Here is a 16,285-nt window from a genome sequence, read left to right on the forward strand (position 1 = left end):
CATGAAGACGGCGAAAACGATATGCCGAAGGATGGTTACTGGAATTTTATTTACGTTAGCCTTATTAGTAACCTTTCAATCTTTGTCTGGGGTAGAAGCTACGACATTACAGAAATGGCTCAAAGACAATGAGGTATATGCCTTAGGAGAAGAGGATTCACTCGACGATAATAATAACTTTTTTAAAAAGATTGGTCTTGGTTGGAAAAAGTTGAATTTTGCTTCTGCAACTCCAACAATTGTGTCATCGGAAGAAGCAGTGGAAACACCTGCAACATTAGAGGATTCTGTCGACTGGAATCAGTATCAAACCCATTCTGTATTGGCAACCGGATATACAGCAGGCTATGAATCAACAGGAAAAGCCTCTAACGATCCGGGGTATGGGATTACATATTCAGGGTTAAAAGTACGGAGAGATCTTTATTCTACAATTGCAGCCGATATAAATGTTTTCCCTATAGGAACTATTCTGTTTATCCCTGGTTATGGGTATGGAGTAGTGGCTGATATAGGTGGCGCAATTAAAGGGAATAAAATAGATTTATATTATGAAACAGTAGAAGATGTATTCACCCAATGGGGCAAGAAAAACTTGGAAGTATATATCGTCAAAAAAGGTAATGGAAAGATAACGGAAGAAGAGTTAACGTCATTAAATGAAGAAGAGGGTATGCAAGTATTTCGTCAACAATTTATCAAGGATAATAAGAGATAACAGGTTAAGGAAAGCAGTAAAGCAGCTTGAAGAAGATGGCTAATTTCTAATAACTACTATTTCAATTTTAATAAAAGGTCGATACTATCACTTAATAGCGATAATATCGACCTTTTCACTATGTTAATAAAGGATCAGTGGAAATGGCTTGCGGATAAACCTCAGGATGCAATTGGTGGGCAATTTTTTGTAAGCCTGCTAATAATCTAGGAGAAGGTCTGCAAAATAAGTTCTCTTCTAATACCAATATATTATCCGATTGAACAGCTGTAACGTCTGCCCAATCTGGCCGTTTTTTAATGTGCTTTGGTTTCATCTTAGCTTCTTTTACCCCTACCCAAATCATACAAATAACATCAGGGTTTCTTTCCTTTACTTCTTGCCAATCGGTTTGATAGTTTGCGACTTGTTTATCAGAGAAAATATTAGTCGCTCCTGCAAGTACACTTATTTCAGTTAACCAATTTATATTGCCTGGTGTAAATACAGGCTTTGGCCACCATTCCCAATAGATTTGAGGGACGGAAGTGATGGTAGCTGCTAATTCACTATAGCTATTTATCATGGTTCTCATAGAGGATGCAACTTGTCTTGCACGCTCGTTTGTATTGGTTAACTTACCAAGTTTGAGAAGGTCATCTTGAATGTCTTGTAAAGATTGTGGATTTAGCACAATATGGGGAATTTTTCTTTCTTGTAAAGCTTCTATATTTCGCTCCATACCAGGTACGCTCAAGCTTGCTAGGACTAGATCAGGATTTAAAGTCGCTACTTTATCCATATCTATCTGGAGATCTGGACCTAGTTTAGGTAAGTGACCGATCTCTTCTGGCCAATCGGAAAAATCATCCACACCTACAAGCTCATCGGTCAGTTGGAGGTAGTGGAGAAGTTCTGTGTTACTTGGACATAATGAAATAAGCCGCATATTGAATCACCTACCTACCAAATTTCTGTGAAATAATGAAGGGCTAGTGTTAGTAAAATCCCAGTTAAGCCACCAAAGAATACTTCTATTGGTTTATGACCTAACAGTTCTTTCAAGTCCTTTGCCTTCTCTTGCTCATTCATTTGTGGCCATTTCTTTGTTTCTTCGACAAATCGGTTGAAGTCACCGACTAATTTGTTTAATACGGTCGCCTGCTCACCAGCATGCCTTCTTACACCCGTTGCATCAAACATAACAATAATAGCAAAAACGGCAGCAACGGAGAAAATAGGAGATGCTAATCCGACTTCAAGCGCAACAGCAGTAGCAAGTGCTGTAACAGCAGCAGAGTGAGAACTAGGCATCCCACCTGTACTTGTAAGGAGTGACCAATCAATTCTTCTTGTGGCAATAAACTGAATGGGGACTTTCACAAATTGTGCAAAACCAATTGCAGCTAGTGCGGCCCATAGAGGGAAATTTGAAAATAATTCCATGTTTCTTAAACGCCCTTTCTATGTTGTACTTTATCATTGCTTTTTTGAAAATTCTTATCCTATTACTATACCCCTTTCTAACATGATGTAGCACTTTTGTTAGGAGGGTTTCTTACATAAATTTACGGTGAGAAATCATTAATTGTTTAAGTAAGTAGATTCTTGCTTAAGGTATTTTGTTGAATGAGCAGTTTCTACTATTCTTATTATTATGAATCATTTTAATTTGTTTGTTAAGATAAAAAAAGGACAAATTTATAAAAGGGGATAAATAATGGTAATATACCCAGAAGAATACTATGAATTCTTTGTTTCTTTTAATGAGGGAGATTATTATACTTGTCATGATTTGTTGGAAGAGATCTGGATGACAGACAAAGAAAATTATTTTTTGAAAGGCTTATTGCAAATGACAGTTGCTATTTATCACTATGAATATGGAAATGTAAAGGGTGCGAGATTGATGATGCAGGCTGGATATGTTTACATTCAAAAATACCGTCCTAAATTTTGGGGTGTAAATCTAGAAATGGTGAATGAGTTTATCGAGAGATGTTTAGTTATCTTGCCAAAAGAGATAGATCGTGTCCCATACGAAGAAGTTCCTCAATTGCCCAATTTACCTACATTAATTCTTCTACTAGAAGATGATTAGAAACTCGAAATATATTTTGTTATTCGATATAATAGAATTAGAATATGTTGGAGGTGCTTTAGAATGTTCAAAGTTCAAAATCATAAGGATTTCACTGAGCAACAAGCAGCAATTATTATAGGAATATCTGAAAAAAATAAAAAAGTAGAAGGTTTATTAGGGGAACTTGATGAACAATTAGCAGGACAAATTACTGAATTATTGAAAGAGGGGGATATATCCCCAAAGAAAAATAAAATTGTCAAAATACATACGTTTGGAAAAACTTCTTTTAAAAGAATTTTTGTCGTGGGCTTAGGCAGAGAAGAGAAGCTGAATTTTGAAGAAATACGCAAGGTTTTTGGAAGAGTGAGTAAAACAATCCAAGAATCAAAACTAAGTAGTATAGCAGTTGCTTTAGATACTTTTGTGACAGATTCCACAGATGTGTTAGATGTCGCTCATGCTTTAGGAGAAGCGATTCCTTTAGCTACATATATCTATGACGGGTATAAAAAGAAATCAAATGAGCCTGAGATTAAGTTAGAAGAAGTAACGGTTATTACTGACACAGACATAGAAGAGGTACAAGCAAGTCTACAAGTTGGATTTCAATTCGGTACTGGAACAAACTCAGCACGTACTCTCGTGAATTTGCCAGGTAATATGCTAACTGCTACTGATATGGCAAACTATGCTGCTGAATTAGCTTCTAAATATGGTTTTGAGCTGGAAATCTTAGAAAAAGAGGATATGGAAAAGCTTGGGATGGGTGCATTGTTAGCTGTTAATAAAGGCTCAGTGGAACCTCCAAAGATGATTGTCCTTAAGTATCAGGGAAAAGAAGAATGGACCGATGTCATTGGATTAGTAGGGAAAGGGATTACATTTGATACTGGTGGTTATTCTATTAAACCAAAATATGGAATTGTAGGCATGAAGTCAGATATGGGTGGAGCGGCATCAGTTCTTGGTGCGATGGAAGTAATCGGTGAATTAAAGCCTGAACAAAACGTCGTGGCCGTCATTGCTTCAACGGACAATATGATAAATGGAAATGCCTTTAAACCAGATGATGTTATCACATCAATGAGTGGCAAGACGATTGAAATTCTGAACACAGATGCAGAGGGACGTTTAGTTTTAGCTGATGCTATTACGTATGCAAAACATCATGGCGCAAACTATTTAGTAGATGTGGCAACCTTAACTGGTGGTGTAATTATTGCATTAGGTAACCATACAACAGGAGCTTTGACAAACAATGAAGCTTTATTTGAACAAATATTAGAAGCTTCCCATGAAGCTGGTGAAGAAATGTGGAGACTTCCTATTTTTGAACATGCAAAAGAGAGAGTCCGAAATAGTAAAGTTGCCGATTTAAATAATTCACCTGGTCGAGATGGTCATGCTATCTTTGCTGCTGCATTTATTGGTGAATTTGCTGAGGATACACCATGGGTACATTTAGATATTGCGGGAACTGCTACTGCTAAATCAAATTATGACTTAGGGCCAGCTGGTGGTACGGGCGTAATGGTTCGTACGCTTGTAACCTTTGTTTTACGATTCGGTGAGACAGAAGAAGTATAAGAAATTTTGAAGAATAACGTGCCTAGTTGGGTGCGTTATTTTTTTTGTCTGTGGAGGGTGATTTTTTCAATGTTGGGAGGGTGTTGGTAATTTCATGTTTTGTTTTGGCGTGTATTTTTGGGGATTTTGGTTTTGCATTGACAAATACTGCGAGTCTATGCTATTTTTATGACATGCTTTTTTACTCTAACTCTCTAATAGTTTAATATAGTAAAGTGTTTTTGGTAGTATTGTAGAAGAAAGGTAGGAAATTGTCATGAATGCCGTTATTATTGCTGTGTTAGTTATGCTTTTATTAAGTTTACTTAGAATAAATGTTGTATTGTCTTTGGTTATAGGAGCCTTTGCTGGTGGAATTGTAGGAGGCTTAGGGGTCGAGACAACGATTAATGCTTTTACTGCAGGTTTGGGTGGAAATGCTGCTGTTGCTTTAAGTTACGCATTGCTCGGGGCGTTCGCCGTCGCTTTATCCAAAACAGGCTTACCTGATGCTTTAGTAGAAGGTGCGTTGAAAGTAGTTGGATCTAAGGGAGATTCTCTTAAAAAAGGATTCTCTAAAGTACTTATTTTATTCATTATCTTAACTGTTTCTATTATGTCCCAAAACGTCATACCTGTTCATATTGCATTTATACCGATTTTAATACCACCTCTATTAAAGGTATTAAATGAGTTAGAAATTGATCGTAGGCTTACTGCAACAATTATTACGTTTGGATTAACTGCCCCTTATATGTTATTACCGGTAGGGTTTGGGGGGATATTTCATGATATTCTTAAAACAAATATGGCAGAGAGTGGTCTTGAAGTTGGAACAGAATCTATTCCTTTCGCAATGCTCATCCCAACCTCTGGAATGGTCGTTGGTTTACTAGTGGCAATATTTTTTAGTTATCGTAAACCACGCATTTATAAACAACAAGATATAGCGGGGCAAGTAACTGCTAGCTATACAAAAAAATCGCTAATCTTGGCAATAATTGCGGTCGTGTCTTCTCTAGGTTCTCAATTATACTTAACGGAAGTTGTTGGTGTGCAAGGGATGATTTACGGCTCCTTAGTCGGAATTATTGTTTTGTATGCTGGTGGAGCTATGAAATATAGTGAGTCAGACATTATCTTAACTTCTGGGATGAGATTAATGGCATTCATCGGGTTCGTGATGATTGCGGCTTCTGGTTTTGCTAGTGTATTAAGAGAAACTGGTCACATTGAAACACTCGTTGCTTCTTCATCACATTGGATTGGTTCTAACCAACTCCTTGGTGCATTTGCGATGCTTATGGTTGGGTTACTAATTACAATGGGAATAGGATCTTCATTTTCCACTGTGCCTATCATTACAGCAATATTTGTTCCACTCTGTTTGGAGCTTGGCTTTAGCCCATTAGCAACCATTTCTATTATTGGCACAGCTGCTGCCATTGGAGATGCTGGGTCACCTGCTTCTGATAGTACACTTGGTCCTACTGCAGGTTTAAATGCAGATGGTCAACACAATCACATCTGGGATACGTGTGTACCAACCTTTATTCACTACAATATTCCACTTATTATCTTCGGTTGCATTGCTGCAATGGTGTTATAAAATAAGGGTGAGTTAAACAACTACGCTGTTGATTTCCGCACGAGGCTGCGCTTTCCGCGGGGCGCTTGTGGAGCATCCTCGGCTATGCGCCTGTGGGGTCTCCACAAAGCGCTACCTTCCCGGCAGGAGTCTTCGCCTCGTGCTCCAATCAACAGCTGGTTACCTAAAAACCAACAACGCACTAAACTGAGTCTAAAATAATAAGAGCCAGGTACCTTAATTTTCGGTAGTATCTGGCTCTTTTTTCTATGCTATTCTGCGTGTATTAGCTAGTTTAGTAGTTTTGTTGAGGGTATGGTATAGTCTAGGGGCAATCAATGCGCAAAGGATAGTGAAGACAAGATCCTTCACTGAGAACCAAGCCATAATACCCCAAGCAGCTAGGTAGCTCATAGTTCCTTCTAATACATAATTAACGATGAAATACATATAAGTTGTTCCAATAAAATAAATAAGAATAATTCCAACAAAAGAAGCAGACATAAAGGTTTTTAGCCCAGGATTTGCTTGTCGCTCTACGATTAATCCGACCACAAATGCGGTAACAATATAAGAAAGAAGAAAACCACCTGAAGCCCCAAGTACAGAGCCCATCCCTGATCCGAATTGAGCAAACACAGGAGCTCCTGCTACTCCAACTAATAAGTAAACGAACATAGATATAGCGCCAAGCCGTGACCCTAGTAGAATCCCCGCTAAAACGCAGAAAAATGGTTGCATAGATAAAGGAATACCTGCTACTTCGAGAAATGGAAGCCAAGAAGTAATATTTGCTCCAATTGCCATTAGTGCAACGAACATCGCTGCATATGTAATGTCGAGTGTCTTAAGTGAACGCTTCATAATGTAAACCCCTTTGCGTGATGTAGTTAACAATGAAATGATAATCTATGAACCTCTTGTCTGTCAACATAATTTTATGTATGGTTAACAATACAACAGTTGAATCCTGCCTTTATCCTGTATAAAATAAGAAGGACATTATAATAGGAGGCTAGCTTAACTGTGAAAATTAGAAAAGCTCATTTAGAAAGCGCTACATACAGTGTTTATATACATGAAAACAAGAAGGAAGAACAAACGCTTGTTGCTATTCCCGCAATTAAATGGTCGACCATCATTCCTTATGAAGAGGAGAACATACCACTTACTGTACGATTAGAAGAGGAGTTTCAGTTTTCTTTAGAAGGAGAAGAAGAAAAAGCCCAGCATTTAGCGTTAAAACTTGTGCAGTGGGTACGAGAAATGTAAAAGGACATCCTTCGCTTAAGCTGCGAAGGATGTTTTTCTTCTTGTACAAAAATTCTTTTGTTGCTAATGTAAAAATAGGGAGGGATTAGGGATGCCACATTTAAAAAATAAACTAGTAATCGTTACCGGAGCAAGTCGCTTAGAAGGAATAGGAGCGGCGATTTGTAGAGAACTAGCGGACGCGGGCTATCATATATTTTTCACCTTTTGGACGGAATATGATCGAGAAATGCCTTGGAAGATCGAACAAGACGAACCCTTGCAGTTGAAAAGTGAATTGTTGAAGAAGGGTGTTAGTGTAGCAAGTATGGAACTAGACTTGTCCCGTAGTGATGCAGCCGAACAGTTGATGCTGGCAGTTCAATCACAACTAGGTACTCCTGATATCTTAATAAATAATGCAGCTTATTCCACTACGAACGATTTTTCAGATTTAACGGCTGAAGAGTTAGATAAACATTATATGGTGAATATTCGAGCAACGACACTATTAAGTATTCATTTTGCGCGCATTTTCAACAAGCAATCAGGTGGAAGAATTGTCAATTTAACATCAGGGCAGTCTCAAGGACCGATGCCTGGTGAATTAGCTTATGCAACGACTAAAGGGGCGGTTGACGCTTTTACGCTTACGCTCTCAGCTGAGCTAGCACCGCTCGGGATAACGGTCAATGCAATTAATCCAGGACCCACTGATACTGGATGGATGACAGATGCTATCAAGAAAAAACTACAACCTATGTTTCCTTTTGGACGAGTAGGAGAACCGCGAGATGTGGCGAAGACAATTGCGTTTTTAGTAAGTGAACAGGCGGATTGGATTACAGGCCAGGTGATTCATTCAGAAGGAGGATTTAGAAGGTAGAGGTACTCTATAGAAGATAGTAAAAAAAGCGAGTTTCACCATTGAAACTCGCTTCCACACTATAAAAACAACTATTAATTAAACATAAATTGCTTCGTACGAAATTTTACATTCATGACTATGCCCATCGCAATCATATTAGTGAGCAAGGCACTACCACCGTAACTCATAAAAGGAAGCGCTAATCCTGTGATTGGCATAAGACCGAGCGTCATACCAATATTTTGGAAAATTTGGAATGCTAATAGACCAACTACTCCAGTAACTAAGTAGGTTCCAAAAGGATTATCACAACTGATTGCAATAATGATTAATCGATAAATCATGATGAAATAGATGGAAATAACTAGGGTAGCTCCTACAAAACCAAATTCTTCTCCAATTAGTGCAAAGATAAAGTCTGTTTGTACTTCAGGGATTCGTCCACTTTGAGACTGAACACCCTCTAATAGTCCACGACCTGAAACTTGTCCAGCACCAATTCCTTTTAAGGCTTCCGTTAATTGAAACCCATAGGAGGAGGCGTATTCTTCTCTACTAAGCCAACCGTATATCCGTTCTAATTGATGGGGTTTAATAAACTTAGAGAATAGCTCGAACTGGTGGTTATGCAAATAAACCAACGTCGCTAATCCGGAGATTATGCCGCCTATCATAACTGAGAGCACCTTCCAAGATGTCCCACTAATAAAGATCATAGTGACCATAATTGCACCAATTACAAGTGCCGTCCCAAGGTCAGGTTGTTTTAAGATTAATAAAAATGGGGGAAGTGAGTAGGCAATAATTTTAATCACGACCGTGAGTGGTGGTTTATTTTCTAACTCATGCTTCTCTTTCGTCCATTTATAAATTACTCCTGCAAGAACTAACAGTAAGAATATTTTCATAAACTCGGAAGGTTGTAGCAAGAAACCACCAAGATTAATCCAACGCTGTGATCCATTTCGTACAGTTCCGAAAAATTCAACAGCAACCAATAGAAGGAGGCCGACCGAATAAAAAGGAAGTGCTAAGTTTTCTAACAACTCATAATCAAAAAACATGATTGCAATCATGATTCCAATTCCAAGTATGTACCATATAATCTGCCGTTTTACAAAATAATAAGGGTCATTGGCAAAATACTGACCAGATGCACTATATACTGCTACTAAACTAATAATAAATAGTAAAAACAGCAGAAATAACAATGTATAATCAACACGATTATACTCTAACTTGTTATTTTCTGTCCCCATGATGTTTGTGTCTCCTCTCGAGCTTCTCTAGCTAAATTCGCATGTTTCGATAAATGAACCAAGATTCCCGTAGCAAAGATTGTTATGAGTAATGATGAGCCACCATAACTAATGAAAGGTAAAGTAATCCCTGTTATTGGTAAAACTCCACTAACTGCTCCTGCGTTAAAAAACACTTGGCTACAAATTTGAAAGGTAATTCCAAAAGCAAGGAGCTTACCAAAAGGCTCTTTTATCGCAACCCCAATTTGAACGCCTCGAATTAGTACAATAGAATAGAGTAAAAATAAAAATAAAACTCCAAGTATTCCAAGCTCTTCTGAAATGACTGCAAGGATAAAATCAGTTTGAGCTTCTGGTAAATATCCAAGTTTATGAATCCCTTGCCCCAAGCCTCTACCAAGTAGGCCTGCATCGCCAATCGCAATAAAGGAATTGACTAATTGAAAGCCTGTATCCTGTGCGTCTGCAAAGGGATCAATAAACGAAGTGATTCGTTCTAAACGGTAGCTAGCGGTTGTTGCTAATGTCCCTACGATAATAGCTGCAGCCGATCCTAACAATAGAATATGTTTAAACTTAGCACCTGAGCAGATAAGAATTGCTCCACAAGCAACCAGAATAGAAGTTGCTGTGCCGAGGTCTGGCTGCATCATAATTAAGAAAAATATAAATGCTAATACACCTAAAGGAGGTAGGACTCCTTTTACAAACTGATTTATATAAGGTTGTTTTCTTGCATAGACTCTTGCAAAATAAATAATCATTACTAATTTTGCTATTTCTGAAGGCTGAAAGAGAAAACCACCCAATTTAATCCATCTTCTCGATCCATTTACAACTTCTCCAATAAAAGGGATCATTACTAAAAATAACAGAAAAATAATGCCACCAACCATTAAAGGTGTTAATTTATCATATAGTTTGTAAGGAGTTATGATGGCTGCGATAAAAATAGGGATTCCTAAATAAATCCAAGTTAGCTGTCTTTTGAAAAAATAAGCAGAATCGCCGTATTCATCTATCCCCAACAGCATACCCGCACTATAAATCATAACTAATCCATAAATGCATAACAACACAATAGCCGTTATCAAAACCCAATCTAACTTCTTAAAATGTGTAATCATTTTATTAACTCCTTTAAAAACAAAAAGAATCTCCCAAAATAATTATACAATACAAGCCCATTACAAAGATATTGGGAATATGTGAAAAGTATATTACAACTTGAAATGTGGAACCGGCTCGTTCAGCTCCGACAAGCATAAGACAGTTTCCGCAGGAGGTCATGAACTTGGACCTCTGGAGGAAAATGACTTATGACTCGAGGAGCTAGCCGGTGGAGCTAGACCCCCCGAAATGTGGAACCGGCAGAACTAGCCCCCCGATAATCGGAGCCGCCTCCCTCTTAAACAAAAAAAGAAGCTAATATCCGTTAGCTTCTTAGATGATAATGTTTACGAATAAAAAAGGTATCTTCCATTGTAGGTAGAGTGAGTGTGAAATGTGGCGCTGGTTGCTCGTGTGAGGCGCATCTCACTATTAACTTATTCCGCATACGCCCTGCATAAACGATAAGATGTTTGTTGGAGAAGTCATCATACTTCTCATCCTGTATCTCGCCGGTCCACACATTAGTAGGTAGGTTTTGTTTCCACCATTCTTTTCTCTTGTGAAAAAGTATCTTTCCTTGATACATCCAAAGCACAGAGTTGCAGACATTCTCCCATTCATTAAGCTCATGTGTTGCAACTAGAATTACACATTGAGAAGAGAGTGATGATACATAGTTTAACAAACATTTACGTTCATGAATATCTAAGTAATTGAGTGGTTCATCTAAAAAGATATACTGTGGTTTCCCCAAGAAAGCCTGAGCTAAGGCTAGTCTTTGTTGCATACCTTGTGAAAGCTTTTTAATCTTTTGGTTCGAAACATCATTTAGATGAAAAATTTTAAATAATTTCTTGGTTTGCAGTTGGGCAAAGCTTTTAGCTATGCCTTTAAGCTGGGACATATACATCATTAATTTTAAGGGTGTAAAGTCTTGATACAACTCTAAGCCCGTAGGAACAAAGCCTATCTTACTTCTAACTAGAGCAAGGTTTGTATCTATTGTATCATTATCATAATAGATACCTCCACTAAGAGGCTTCTTGGCTGTAGATAATAAATGAAGCAAGGTAGACTTCCCAGATCCATTGTTACCTACTAAAATGGTAATTCCTTTATCCAACGTTAGTTCCTCTATTGAAAGGGAAAATTTCTTGTAGTTCCAATGCACGTCTTTTACGGTAATCATTTTGTCTTACCCCTTTATTGGTGGATCGATTGTAGCACGAAGCTTTTTCTAAATGCCTGGTATAAAAGCAGAGCACCAAGAATAAAGAAAGCCCCTTGTATTCCAGCTATATGAATATACGAAATAGTAAAATGATGACTAATATCCATATATAACGCTTCCGCTATAATAATTGCAATCCAAGTTACAATTCCCATGCTTAGCCCAATTTTAACTCCTTTGTTCATCATGCAAAAAGCAAACAATCCAAAGATAAACAAGGCAGGTGCAATCCAATGTAACAGAAATGGTAGTAAATAAAACTGATCCATTGTAAAGCTAAGATAAACGGAGCTCACTACACCAAAAATGATATTCATCGCAAAGATGATAATCATTCTACTTAAAATTAACAACGCAGGTGGGAATGGTGTAATGCCCTCTATTGTACGCATTTGCTTGTTCCAAGACTGGTACGTATAGAATATTCCAACCAACATGGATAAAGGAATAGCAAACAAATAGAAAATCGGTGCATTAGATACATGTACGTTAGAAGTATATAAAGTGAGCATGATAAAAATAATGGAACTTGCAATCCAGAAATGCCATTGATAAAAAGAAATCTGAGACTTAAATTGTGAGATTAGTGAAGGGTGTTTAAGCGACTCATAATTGATTTCCAGTTCCTCGTCTTCTGAGATTTGGCTAAAAGCAGGCTGCAGTGCTGCAATTAAAGCTTTCGTGTCCTGACTAGATGGCGTTTTGACTACATAGGAAGAGAACATGTCCTTCATCTCATCTTCTAGTTGATAAAGCTCTTGGTCGTTCTGTTGTTCCTTCATGATTATCCGCCTCCTTTTCCAATTCTTTAGACAATACCCCTTTTAATTTCTTTAAGGCATGGAATAAGTTAGATTTCACAGTTCCTAATGGAATATCTAGAATCTCGGCTATTTCCTTAAGCTTCATGTCCTGATAAAATCTGAGTGTTACGATTTGCTGTTGTGATTCTGATAGTGTGTTAAGGGAAGCTAGCACTTCTTTTCTTGTTTCTTGTCTTTCATATATTTCAATAACGGATGATTGTTGATCCACGGTAACTGGCATTTCATCTTTTGCAGTTCCTTCTGAGCGATATTGAGCGCTGCGCCAATAATCCCGACATAAATTTGAAGCAACCCGATATAGCCAAGCCTTTGGATAAGTAGGGATTTTTTTTTGCTGTAGTTGTTTTAGCAGTCTGATAAAGGTTTCTTGCACAATATCTTCTGCCTTTTTTTGATCTTTCAATAGTCTTTCAATGTATTGATGAATGGGCGCGTGGTACCGATGTATAAAGGCTTCGAATGCCGCTTGATCTCCATTGGCCATTTGTTCGAGTAGCTGTTCATCGCTTATCAAAGTTGTCCCCCCCTTAAAGTGTTTCTTCCTGATTCTCTATTGAGTTGTTCCATTTTTCTAGCCATTCCCAATAATGATAGGATGTCTTTTTATTCGTGTTTATATCATTTAATACATCATGCAAAAGTAGTTTCATTTGTTCGATATTGCCCTTAGCGATTTCTTTTGCCACCATATAGACAATTTTTTCATCCATTGGCAAATCTGCTCTCTCTAGAAAACAGTCAATATCTTCAACTGCTGTCGTGTTTTGAGCGGAACAGTCATTATAACTTAAAGTCGCTAAATTCCAATAATTAGTTCCGTTGAAATTTGCGAAATCTTCCCAATCATATTGGAAAAACTCTATATACGTTATGAGTAAAAAAGCTTGTGTAATCGAATGTAGGACAGAATTATTATAATGATAATAAGTCTCTAAGTTTGAACCCAAAATGGCATCTTTAATAATCTCGGCTTTAATGTTAATAAAAGCATTATCTATAAATTCATTGTTCGAATTGATAATACGACTGAACTTCTCATCGATAAAAATCGAATTGTCCACCCTAGTAAAGTCGTACATTTCTAAATTAGTATATTGAAGAGAAGGAAGAAACACGAGCTTATTAGTAAAATCATTTGTCAGTGGAACCCATGTATTTAAATATTGAAAAACGTCTTGTAAGTTCGCCATCTCTGCTTGTAGATTTTCAACATAGGGCCCTCGACTAATTAGACTAAAGGGAAGATCATCTTTTACCTCCACTAAATCTGGTAGTGAAAACAATGTGATTCCTTGTGTATGAGTACTTTCTAACACTTGTGTCCCATCATGTAATTGATTCGTTGTATCATGTGTTCCGAAAATTTGCTGGTCAAACCCTTTTAGCGTAATCGAAAATTCAGTTTTAGGAATGAGTTCTTGCCAATAAGAAGATCGTTGAATATGATTGAAAAAAATATAATCATCATACGCTTGAATATATTGATCAAATATCGGTATATTTCCGATTACTGGATACCAAGCAATGTATGAGGGGAGAAATATATTATCATTATCTATAAAAGCAAAGTTGCGTTCAGATGAATATACGTATCCCCATTCGTTGAGTAACCCTTTGTAACTAACTTGTAAAGTATTTATTGGCTCTTGTTCCAAACGTTGCAGAAAAATTTTATGCTGCTCTCTTCGAAAATCTACTGCTTTTCCATTCCATGTTATAGTATCAATCTCAAATGTTGGATACAGTATAAATGTTAATTCATCCTTCTCAAATGCTGGTATTTCAAGAGAGGAGTGGACCGAAATAGTAGAATTCCCAGTGCGTTCCATTTCAATACGGTGTTTTTTTACATCTAAATGATAGAATGTGGTTTCGTCTGGAAAGTGCACGAAAGAAGCCTCTTTTAATTTTTCATAGTGCGTCATCCTATTTATCCATAAGTTACTATAAGGGATGATAGATGATACCGTAAGAAGAAGGATAGCAATAACACTGATCCATGCTTTTTTAGTGTGCGAAGAAAGCCGGCTTGTTGTTGTTTTCAAGATCGTAAAACAAATAAGAAGTAAGCTGAAAAAAACAACGAATAGTCGAGATAGCCACACTTCTTGTTGCTCCATGGAAAATGCCCAGCCTTCTGAGTGAGCAGAATTCAGAAAAAACTGATTTAAATGGAAGGTTTTTAAATAGTACAATTGATATCGTTGAATAATAAATCCTTCGATAAAAAACGTTCCAAACATCCACGCACAAAAGGAAATAATATACACAACTCTATTCGGTATCCAAATGGCAAGAATCATTCCTAGCGCAGTAGATACAAAGTAAGAGCACTGGCTTTGTATCGCGAAATTTATGCCATAGTCAAATATAAAAGAGGTAGTATGCCCTTTTAATTGTCCGAATGTGAAAAACGATAAAGTAAAGATTGCGGTAAATAAAAAACTATAAAGATTTATCGCAAGAAATTTTGCCGAAATAATGGCTAGAGAAGAGGTTGGCAATGAGTTTGTCCAGTCTAACATTACTGTTTGTTTCTCTCTTCTGATAGCTAACACGCTTGCTAAAATAATGACCCCTAATGATAGGGTGTGACCGACAGAAAGAAATTCAGAAGCATTTTGATAAAAAAATTGGATCCCCTGATAATAGCTCTGATTGGTAAACCAAATGTAAATGCTAATTAAATAAATAATTGGAGCTATAATAAATAACCAATTTTTAAAAATAAAAGTTAATTCTAATTGCAAATGTTTAAAAAATCTTATCATGAAAGTCCTCCAAGAAGAGCAAGGTATCCATCTTCCAATGTAGCTTTGTCTAATGTTGCCCCATAAAATGGCTTTTCATCAGACAAAATCCGAGCCTTCACATAGTCTCCATGCTGCTCGATGCTAAGTATGATTTCATTTTTGAAATGAGTAATATGAGTGGCAGGCACTTCTCCATGCCAAACCTTACCTTCTGCTTCTTCCTTTAAATCTTCTACAGTACCATCCAAAATTAGCCTTCCCTCTTTTAGGACCCCTATCTCATAACAACTGCTTTCAATATCGGTTACAACATGGGTGGAAAGTAAAATACATTTATCTCTTCCTTCTTTTGAAAGAAGATTTCGAAAGCGTAATCTTTCTTCAGGATCAAGACCAACAGTAGGCTCATCCAAAATAACGACACAAGGTTTGGCTATAAACGCTTGAGCAATTCCAAGACGCTGCTTCATTCCATGGGAAAATGTTTTAATTTTATCTTTTGCTTTATGCTGTAAGTTTACTTCCTCTAACCAATGAGATATTTCTTCTTTTCTTGCATTTTTGTTATTTAACCCTTTCATCACTGCAACATAATCTAACACTTCTATTGGAGTAAGTTGTGGATATACATGGAAATGCTGAGGCAAGTATCCAATATGCTTTCGAATTTTTTCTGGATTAGAAACTAATGATACAGAATTGAGCACTACGTCACCGTTTGAAGGCTCTAATAAGGTAGCGAGTATTCGCATCAGCGTAGTTTTACCAGCCCCGTTAGGACCAAGTAGTCCGAAGATCCCATTAGAAATAGTTAGATTAAGGGCATGGAGGGCTTTGGATTCTTTATATTCTTTTGAAAGGTTTTGTATTTGAATCATGATGAATCCTTCTTTCTGCTTGAAAACATGTGTGCTTTCATAATTATAACGAAATGAATAAGAAAAGGTTTAATTTTTAAAGGGAAAAGTATCGAGGGGATTACTGCCAAAACTTGTCTACTATTATTTTAAGGTGAGGAGGATGAAAAATTGTGTTAATAGGTA

Annotated in this window: 16 protein-coding genes; 6 read left to right on the forward strand and 10 right to left on the reverse strand. The window is 37.1% G+C overall.

The window, feature by feature from the left end; translation table 11 throughout:
* Nucleotide 1 precedes the first annotated feature (1 nt).
* Nucleotides 2-718, forward strand: coding sequence for a 3D domain-containing protein (locus tag BK580_RS04435; RefSeq protein ID WP_078379193.1), 717 nt, complete (start codon nt 2-4; stop codon nt 716-718).
* A 118-nt stretch (nt 719-836) separates the two neighbouring features.
* On the opposite strand, the gene BK580_RS04440 is transcribed toward BK580_RS04435, so the two are convergent.
* Both BK580_RS04440 and BK580_RS04445 read right to left on the reverse strand, forming a co-directional pair.
* Nucleotides 837-1,646 carry a cobalamin-binding protein gene (locus tag BK580_RS04440; RefSeq protein WP_078379194.1) on the reverse strand — a complete coding sequence of 270 codons (810 nt, stop codon included), beginning with the start codon at nt 1,644-1,646 and terminating at the stop codon, nt 837-839.
* Between the two features lie 14 nt (nt 1,647-1,660).
* On the reverse strand, nt 1,661-2,143 hold the full coding sequence (locus tag BK580_RS04445; RefSeq protein ID WP_078379195.1) for a divergent PAP2 family protein: 483 nt from the start codon (nt 2,141-2,143) through the stop codon (nt 1,661-1,663).
* A 274-nt stretch (nt 2,144-2,417) separates the two neighbouring features.
* On the opposite strand from BK580_RS04445, the gene BK580_RS04450 reads away from it, so the two are divergent.
* The 3 genes from BK580_RS04450 (at nt 2,418) to BK580_RS04460 (ending at nt 5,958) form a co-directional block, all read left to right on the forward strand.
* The gene (locus BK580_RS04450) at nt 2,418-2,798 is read left to right on the forward strand and encodes a DUF309 domain-containing protein (protein WP_078379196.1); all 381 of its coding nucleotides are present in this window, start codon (nt 2,418-2,420) and stop codon (nt 2,796-2,798) included.
* Between the two features lie 63 nt (nt 2,799-2,861).
* Entirely contained in the window at nt 2,862-4,370 is a 1,509-nt protein-coding gene (locus BK580_RS04455) for a leucyl aminopeptidase (protein ID WP_078379197.1), read from the forward strand.
* 256 nt (nt 4,371-4,626) lie between these two features.
* Entirely contained in the window at nt 4,627-5,958 is a 1,332-nt protein-coding gene (locus tag BK580_RS04460) for a Na+/H+ antiporter family protein (protein ID WP_078379198.1), read from the forward strand.
* 246 nt (nt 5,959-6,204) lie between these two features.
* Here BK580_RS04460 and BK580_RS04465 read toward each other — a convergent pair whose 3' ends face one another.
* Nucleotides 6,205-6,801, reverse strand: coding sequence for a biotin transporter BioY (locus BK580_RS04465; protein WP_078379199.1), 597 nt, complete (start codon nt 6,799-6,801; stop codon nt 6,205-6,207).
* A gap of 162 nt (nt 6,802-6,963) precedes the next feature.
* Between BK580_RS04465 and BK580_RS04470 the strand changes: the two genes are divergently transcribed.
* Nucleotides 6,964-7,209: a YueH family protein gene (locus BK580_RS04470; protein WP_078379200.1), complete on the forward strand. Its 246-nt coding sequence runs from the start codon at nt 6,964-6,966 to the stop codon at nt 7,207-7,209.
* Between the two features lie 91 nt (nt 7,210-7,300).
* A complete protein-coding gene (locus BK580_RS04475; RefSeq protein WP_078379201.1) occupies nt 7,301-8,074 on the forward strand; it encodes an SDR family oxidoreductase in 774 nt (257 codons plus the stop codon).
* A gap of 74 nt (nt 8,075-8,148) precedes the next feature.
* On the opposite strand, the gene rodA is transcribed toward BK580_RS04475, so the two are convergent.
* The 7 genes from rodA to BK580_RS04510 all read right to left on the reverse strand — a co-directional run bounded on the left by rodA (nt 8,149) and on the right by BK580_RS04510 (nt 16,120).
* Entirely contained in the window at nt 8,149-9,315 is a 1,167-nt protein-coding gene (gene rodA / locus BK580_RS04480; protein WP_078379202.1) for a rod shape-determining protein RodA, read from the reverse strand.
* Nucleotides 9,291-10,445 carry a putative lipid II flippase FtsW gene (ftsW, locus tag BK580_RS04485; RefSeq protein WP_078379203.1) on the reverse strand — a complete coding sequence of 385 codons (1,155 nt, stop codon included), beginning with the start codon at nt 10,443-10,445 and terminating at the stop codon, nt 9,291-9,293. The genes rodA and ftsW overlap by 25 nt, the downstream gene beginning before the upstream one ends.
* Before the next feature lie 308 nt (nt 10,446-10,753).
* Complete coding sequence (locus tag BK580_RS04490; protein WP_078379204.1) at nt 10,754-11,620, reverse strand: ATP-binding cassette domain-containing protein; 867 nt, start codon at nt 11,618-11,620, stop codon at nt 10,754-10,756.
* Between the two features lie 14 nt (nt 11,621-11,634).
* Entirely contained in the window at nt 11,635-12,444 is an 810-nt protein-coding gene (locus BK580_RS04495) for a hypothetical protein (protein ID WP_078379205.1), read from the reverse strand.
* A complete protein-coding gene (locus BK580_RS04500) occupies nt 12,398-13,003 on the reverse strand; it encodes an RNA polymerase sigma factor (RefSeq protein ID WP_078379206.1) in 606 nt (201 codons plus the stop codon). Before BK580_RS04500 ends, BK580_RS04495 begins: the two co-directional genes overlap by 47 nt.
* A 13-nt stretch (nt 13,004-13,016) precedes the next feature.
* Nucleotides 13,017-15,260 carry an ABC-2 family transporter permease gene (locus tag BK580_RS04505; protein WP_078379207.1) on the reverse strand — a complete coding sequence of 748 codons (2,244 nt, stop codon included), beginning with the start codon at nt 15,258-15,260 and terminating at the stop codon, nt 13,017-13,019.
* Nucleotides 15,257-16,120: an ABC transporter ATP-binding protein gene (locus BK580_RS04510; protein WP_078379208.1), complete on the reverse strand. Its 864-nt coding sequence runs from the start codon at nt 16,118-16,120 to the stop codon at nt 15,257-15,259. The genes BK580_RS04505 and BK580_RS04510 overlap by 4 nt, the downstream gene beginning before the upstream one ends.
* Nucleotides 16,121-16,285: the final 165 nt, after the last annotated feature.

This window comes from Sutcliffiella halmapala, from assembly GCF_002019665.1.
GTDB lineage: Bacteria > Bacillota > Bacilli > Bacillales > Bacillaceae_I > Sutcliffiella_A > Sutcliffiella_A halmapala.

Coding starts and splice junctions, on each gene's coding strand:
- BK580_RS04490 (WP_078379204.1), bottom strand. CDS start 11,620: ATGATTACCGTAAAAGACGTGCATTGGAACTACAAGAAATTTTCCCTT.
- BK580_RS04495 (WP_078379205.1), bottom strand. CDS start 12,444: ATGAAGGAACAACAGAACGACCAAGAGCTTTATCAACTAGAAGATGAG.
- BK580_RS04460 (WP_078379198.1), top strand. CDS start 4,627: ATGAATGCCGTTATTATTGCTGTGTTAGTTATGCTTTTATTAAGTTTA.
- rodA (WP_078379202.1), bottom strand. CDS start 9,315: ATGGGGACAGAAAATAACAAGTTAGAGTATAATCGTGTTGATTATACA.
- ftsW (WP_078379203.1), bottom strand. CDS start 10,445: ATGATTACACATTTTAAGAAGTTAGATTGGGTTTTGATAACGGCTATT.
- BK580_RS04455 (WP_078379197.1), top strand. CDS start 2,862: ATGTTCAAAGTTCAAAATCATAAGGATTTCACTGAGCAACAAGCAGCA.
- BK580_RS04505 (WP_078379207.1), bottom strand. CDS start 15,260: ATGATAAGATTTTTTAAACATTTGCAATTAGAATTAACTTTTATTTTT.
- BK580_RS04510 (WP_078379208.1), bottom strand. CDS start 16,120: ATGATTCAAATACAAAACCTTTCAAAAGAATATAAAGAATCCAAAGCC.
- BK580_RS04475 (WP_078379201.1), top strand. CDS start 7,301: ATGCCACATTTAAAAAATAAACTAGTAATCGTTACCGGAGCAAGTCGC.
- BK580_RS04465 (WP_078379199.1), bottom strand. CDS start 6,801: ATGAAGCGTTCACTTAAGACACTCGACATTACATATGCAGCGATGTTC.
- BK580_RS04445 (WP_078379195.1), bottom strand. CDS start 2,143: ATGGAATTATTTTCAAATTTCCCTCTATGGGCCGCACTAGCTGCAATT.
- BK580_RS04440 (WP_078379194.1), bottom strand. CDS start 1,646: ATGCGGCTTATTTCATTATGTCCAAGTAACACAGAACTTCTCCACTAC.
- BK580_RS04450 (WP_078379196.1), top strand. CDS start 2,418: ATGGTAATATACCCAGAAGAATACTATGAATTCTTTGTTTCTTTTAAT.
- BK580_RS04435 (WP_078379193.1), top strand. CDS start 2: ATGAAGACGGCGAAAACGATATGCCGAAGGATGGTTACTGGAATTTTA.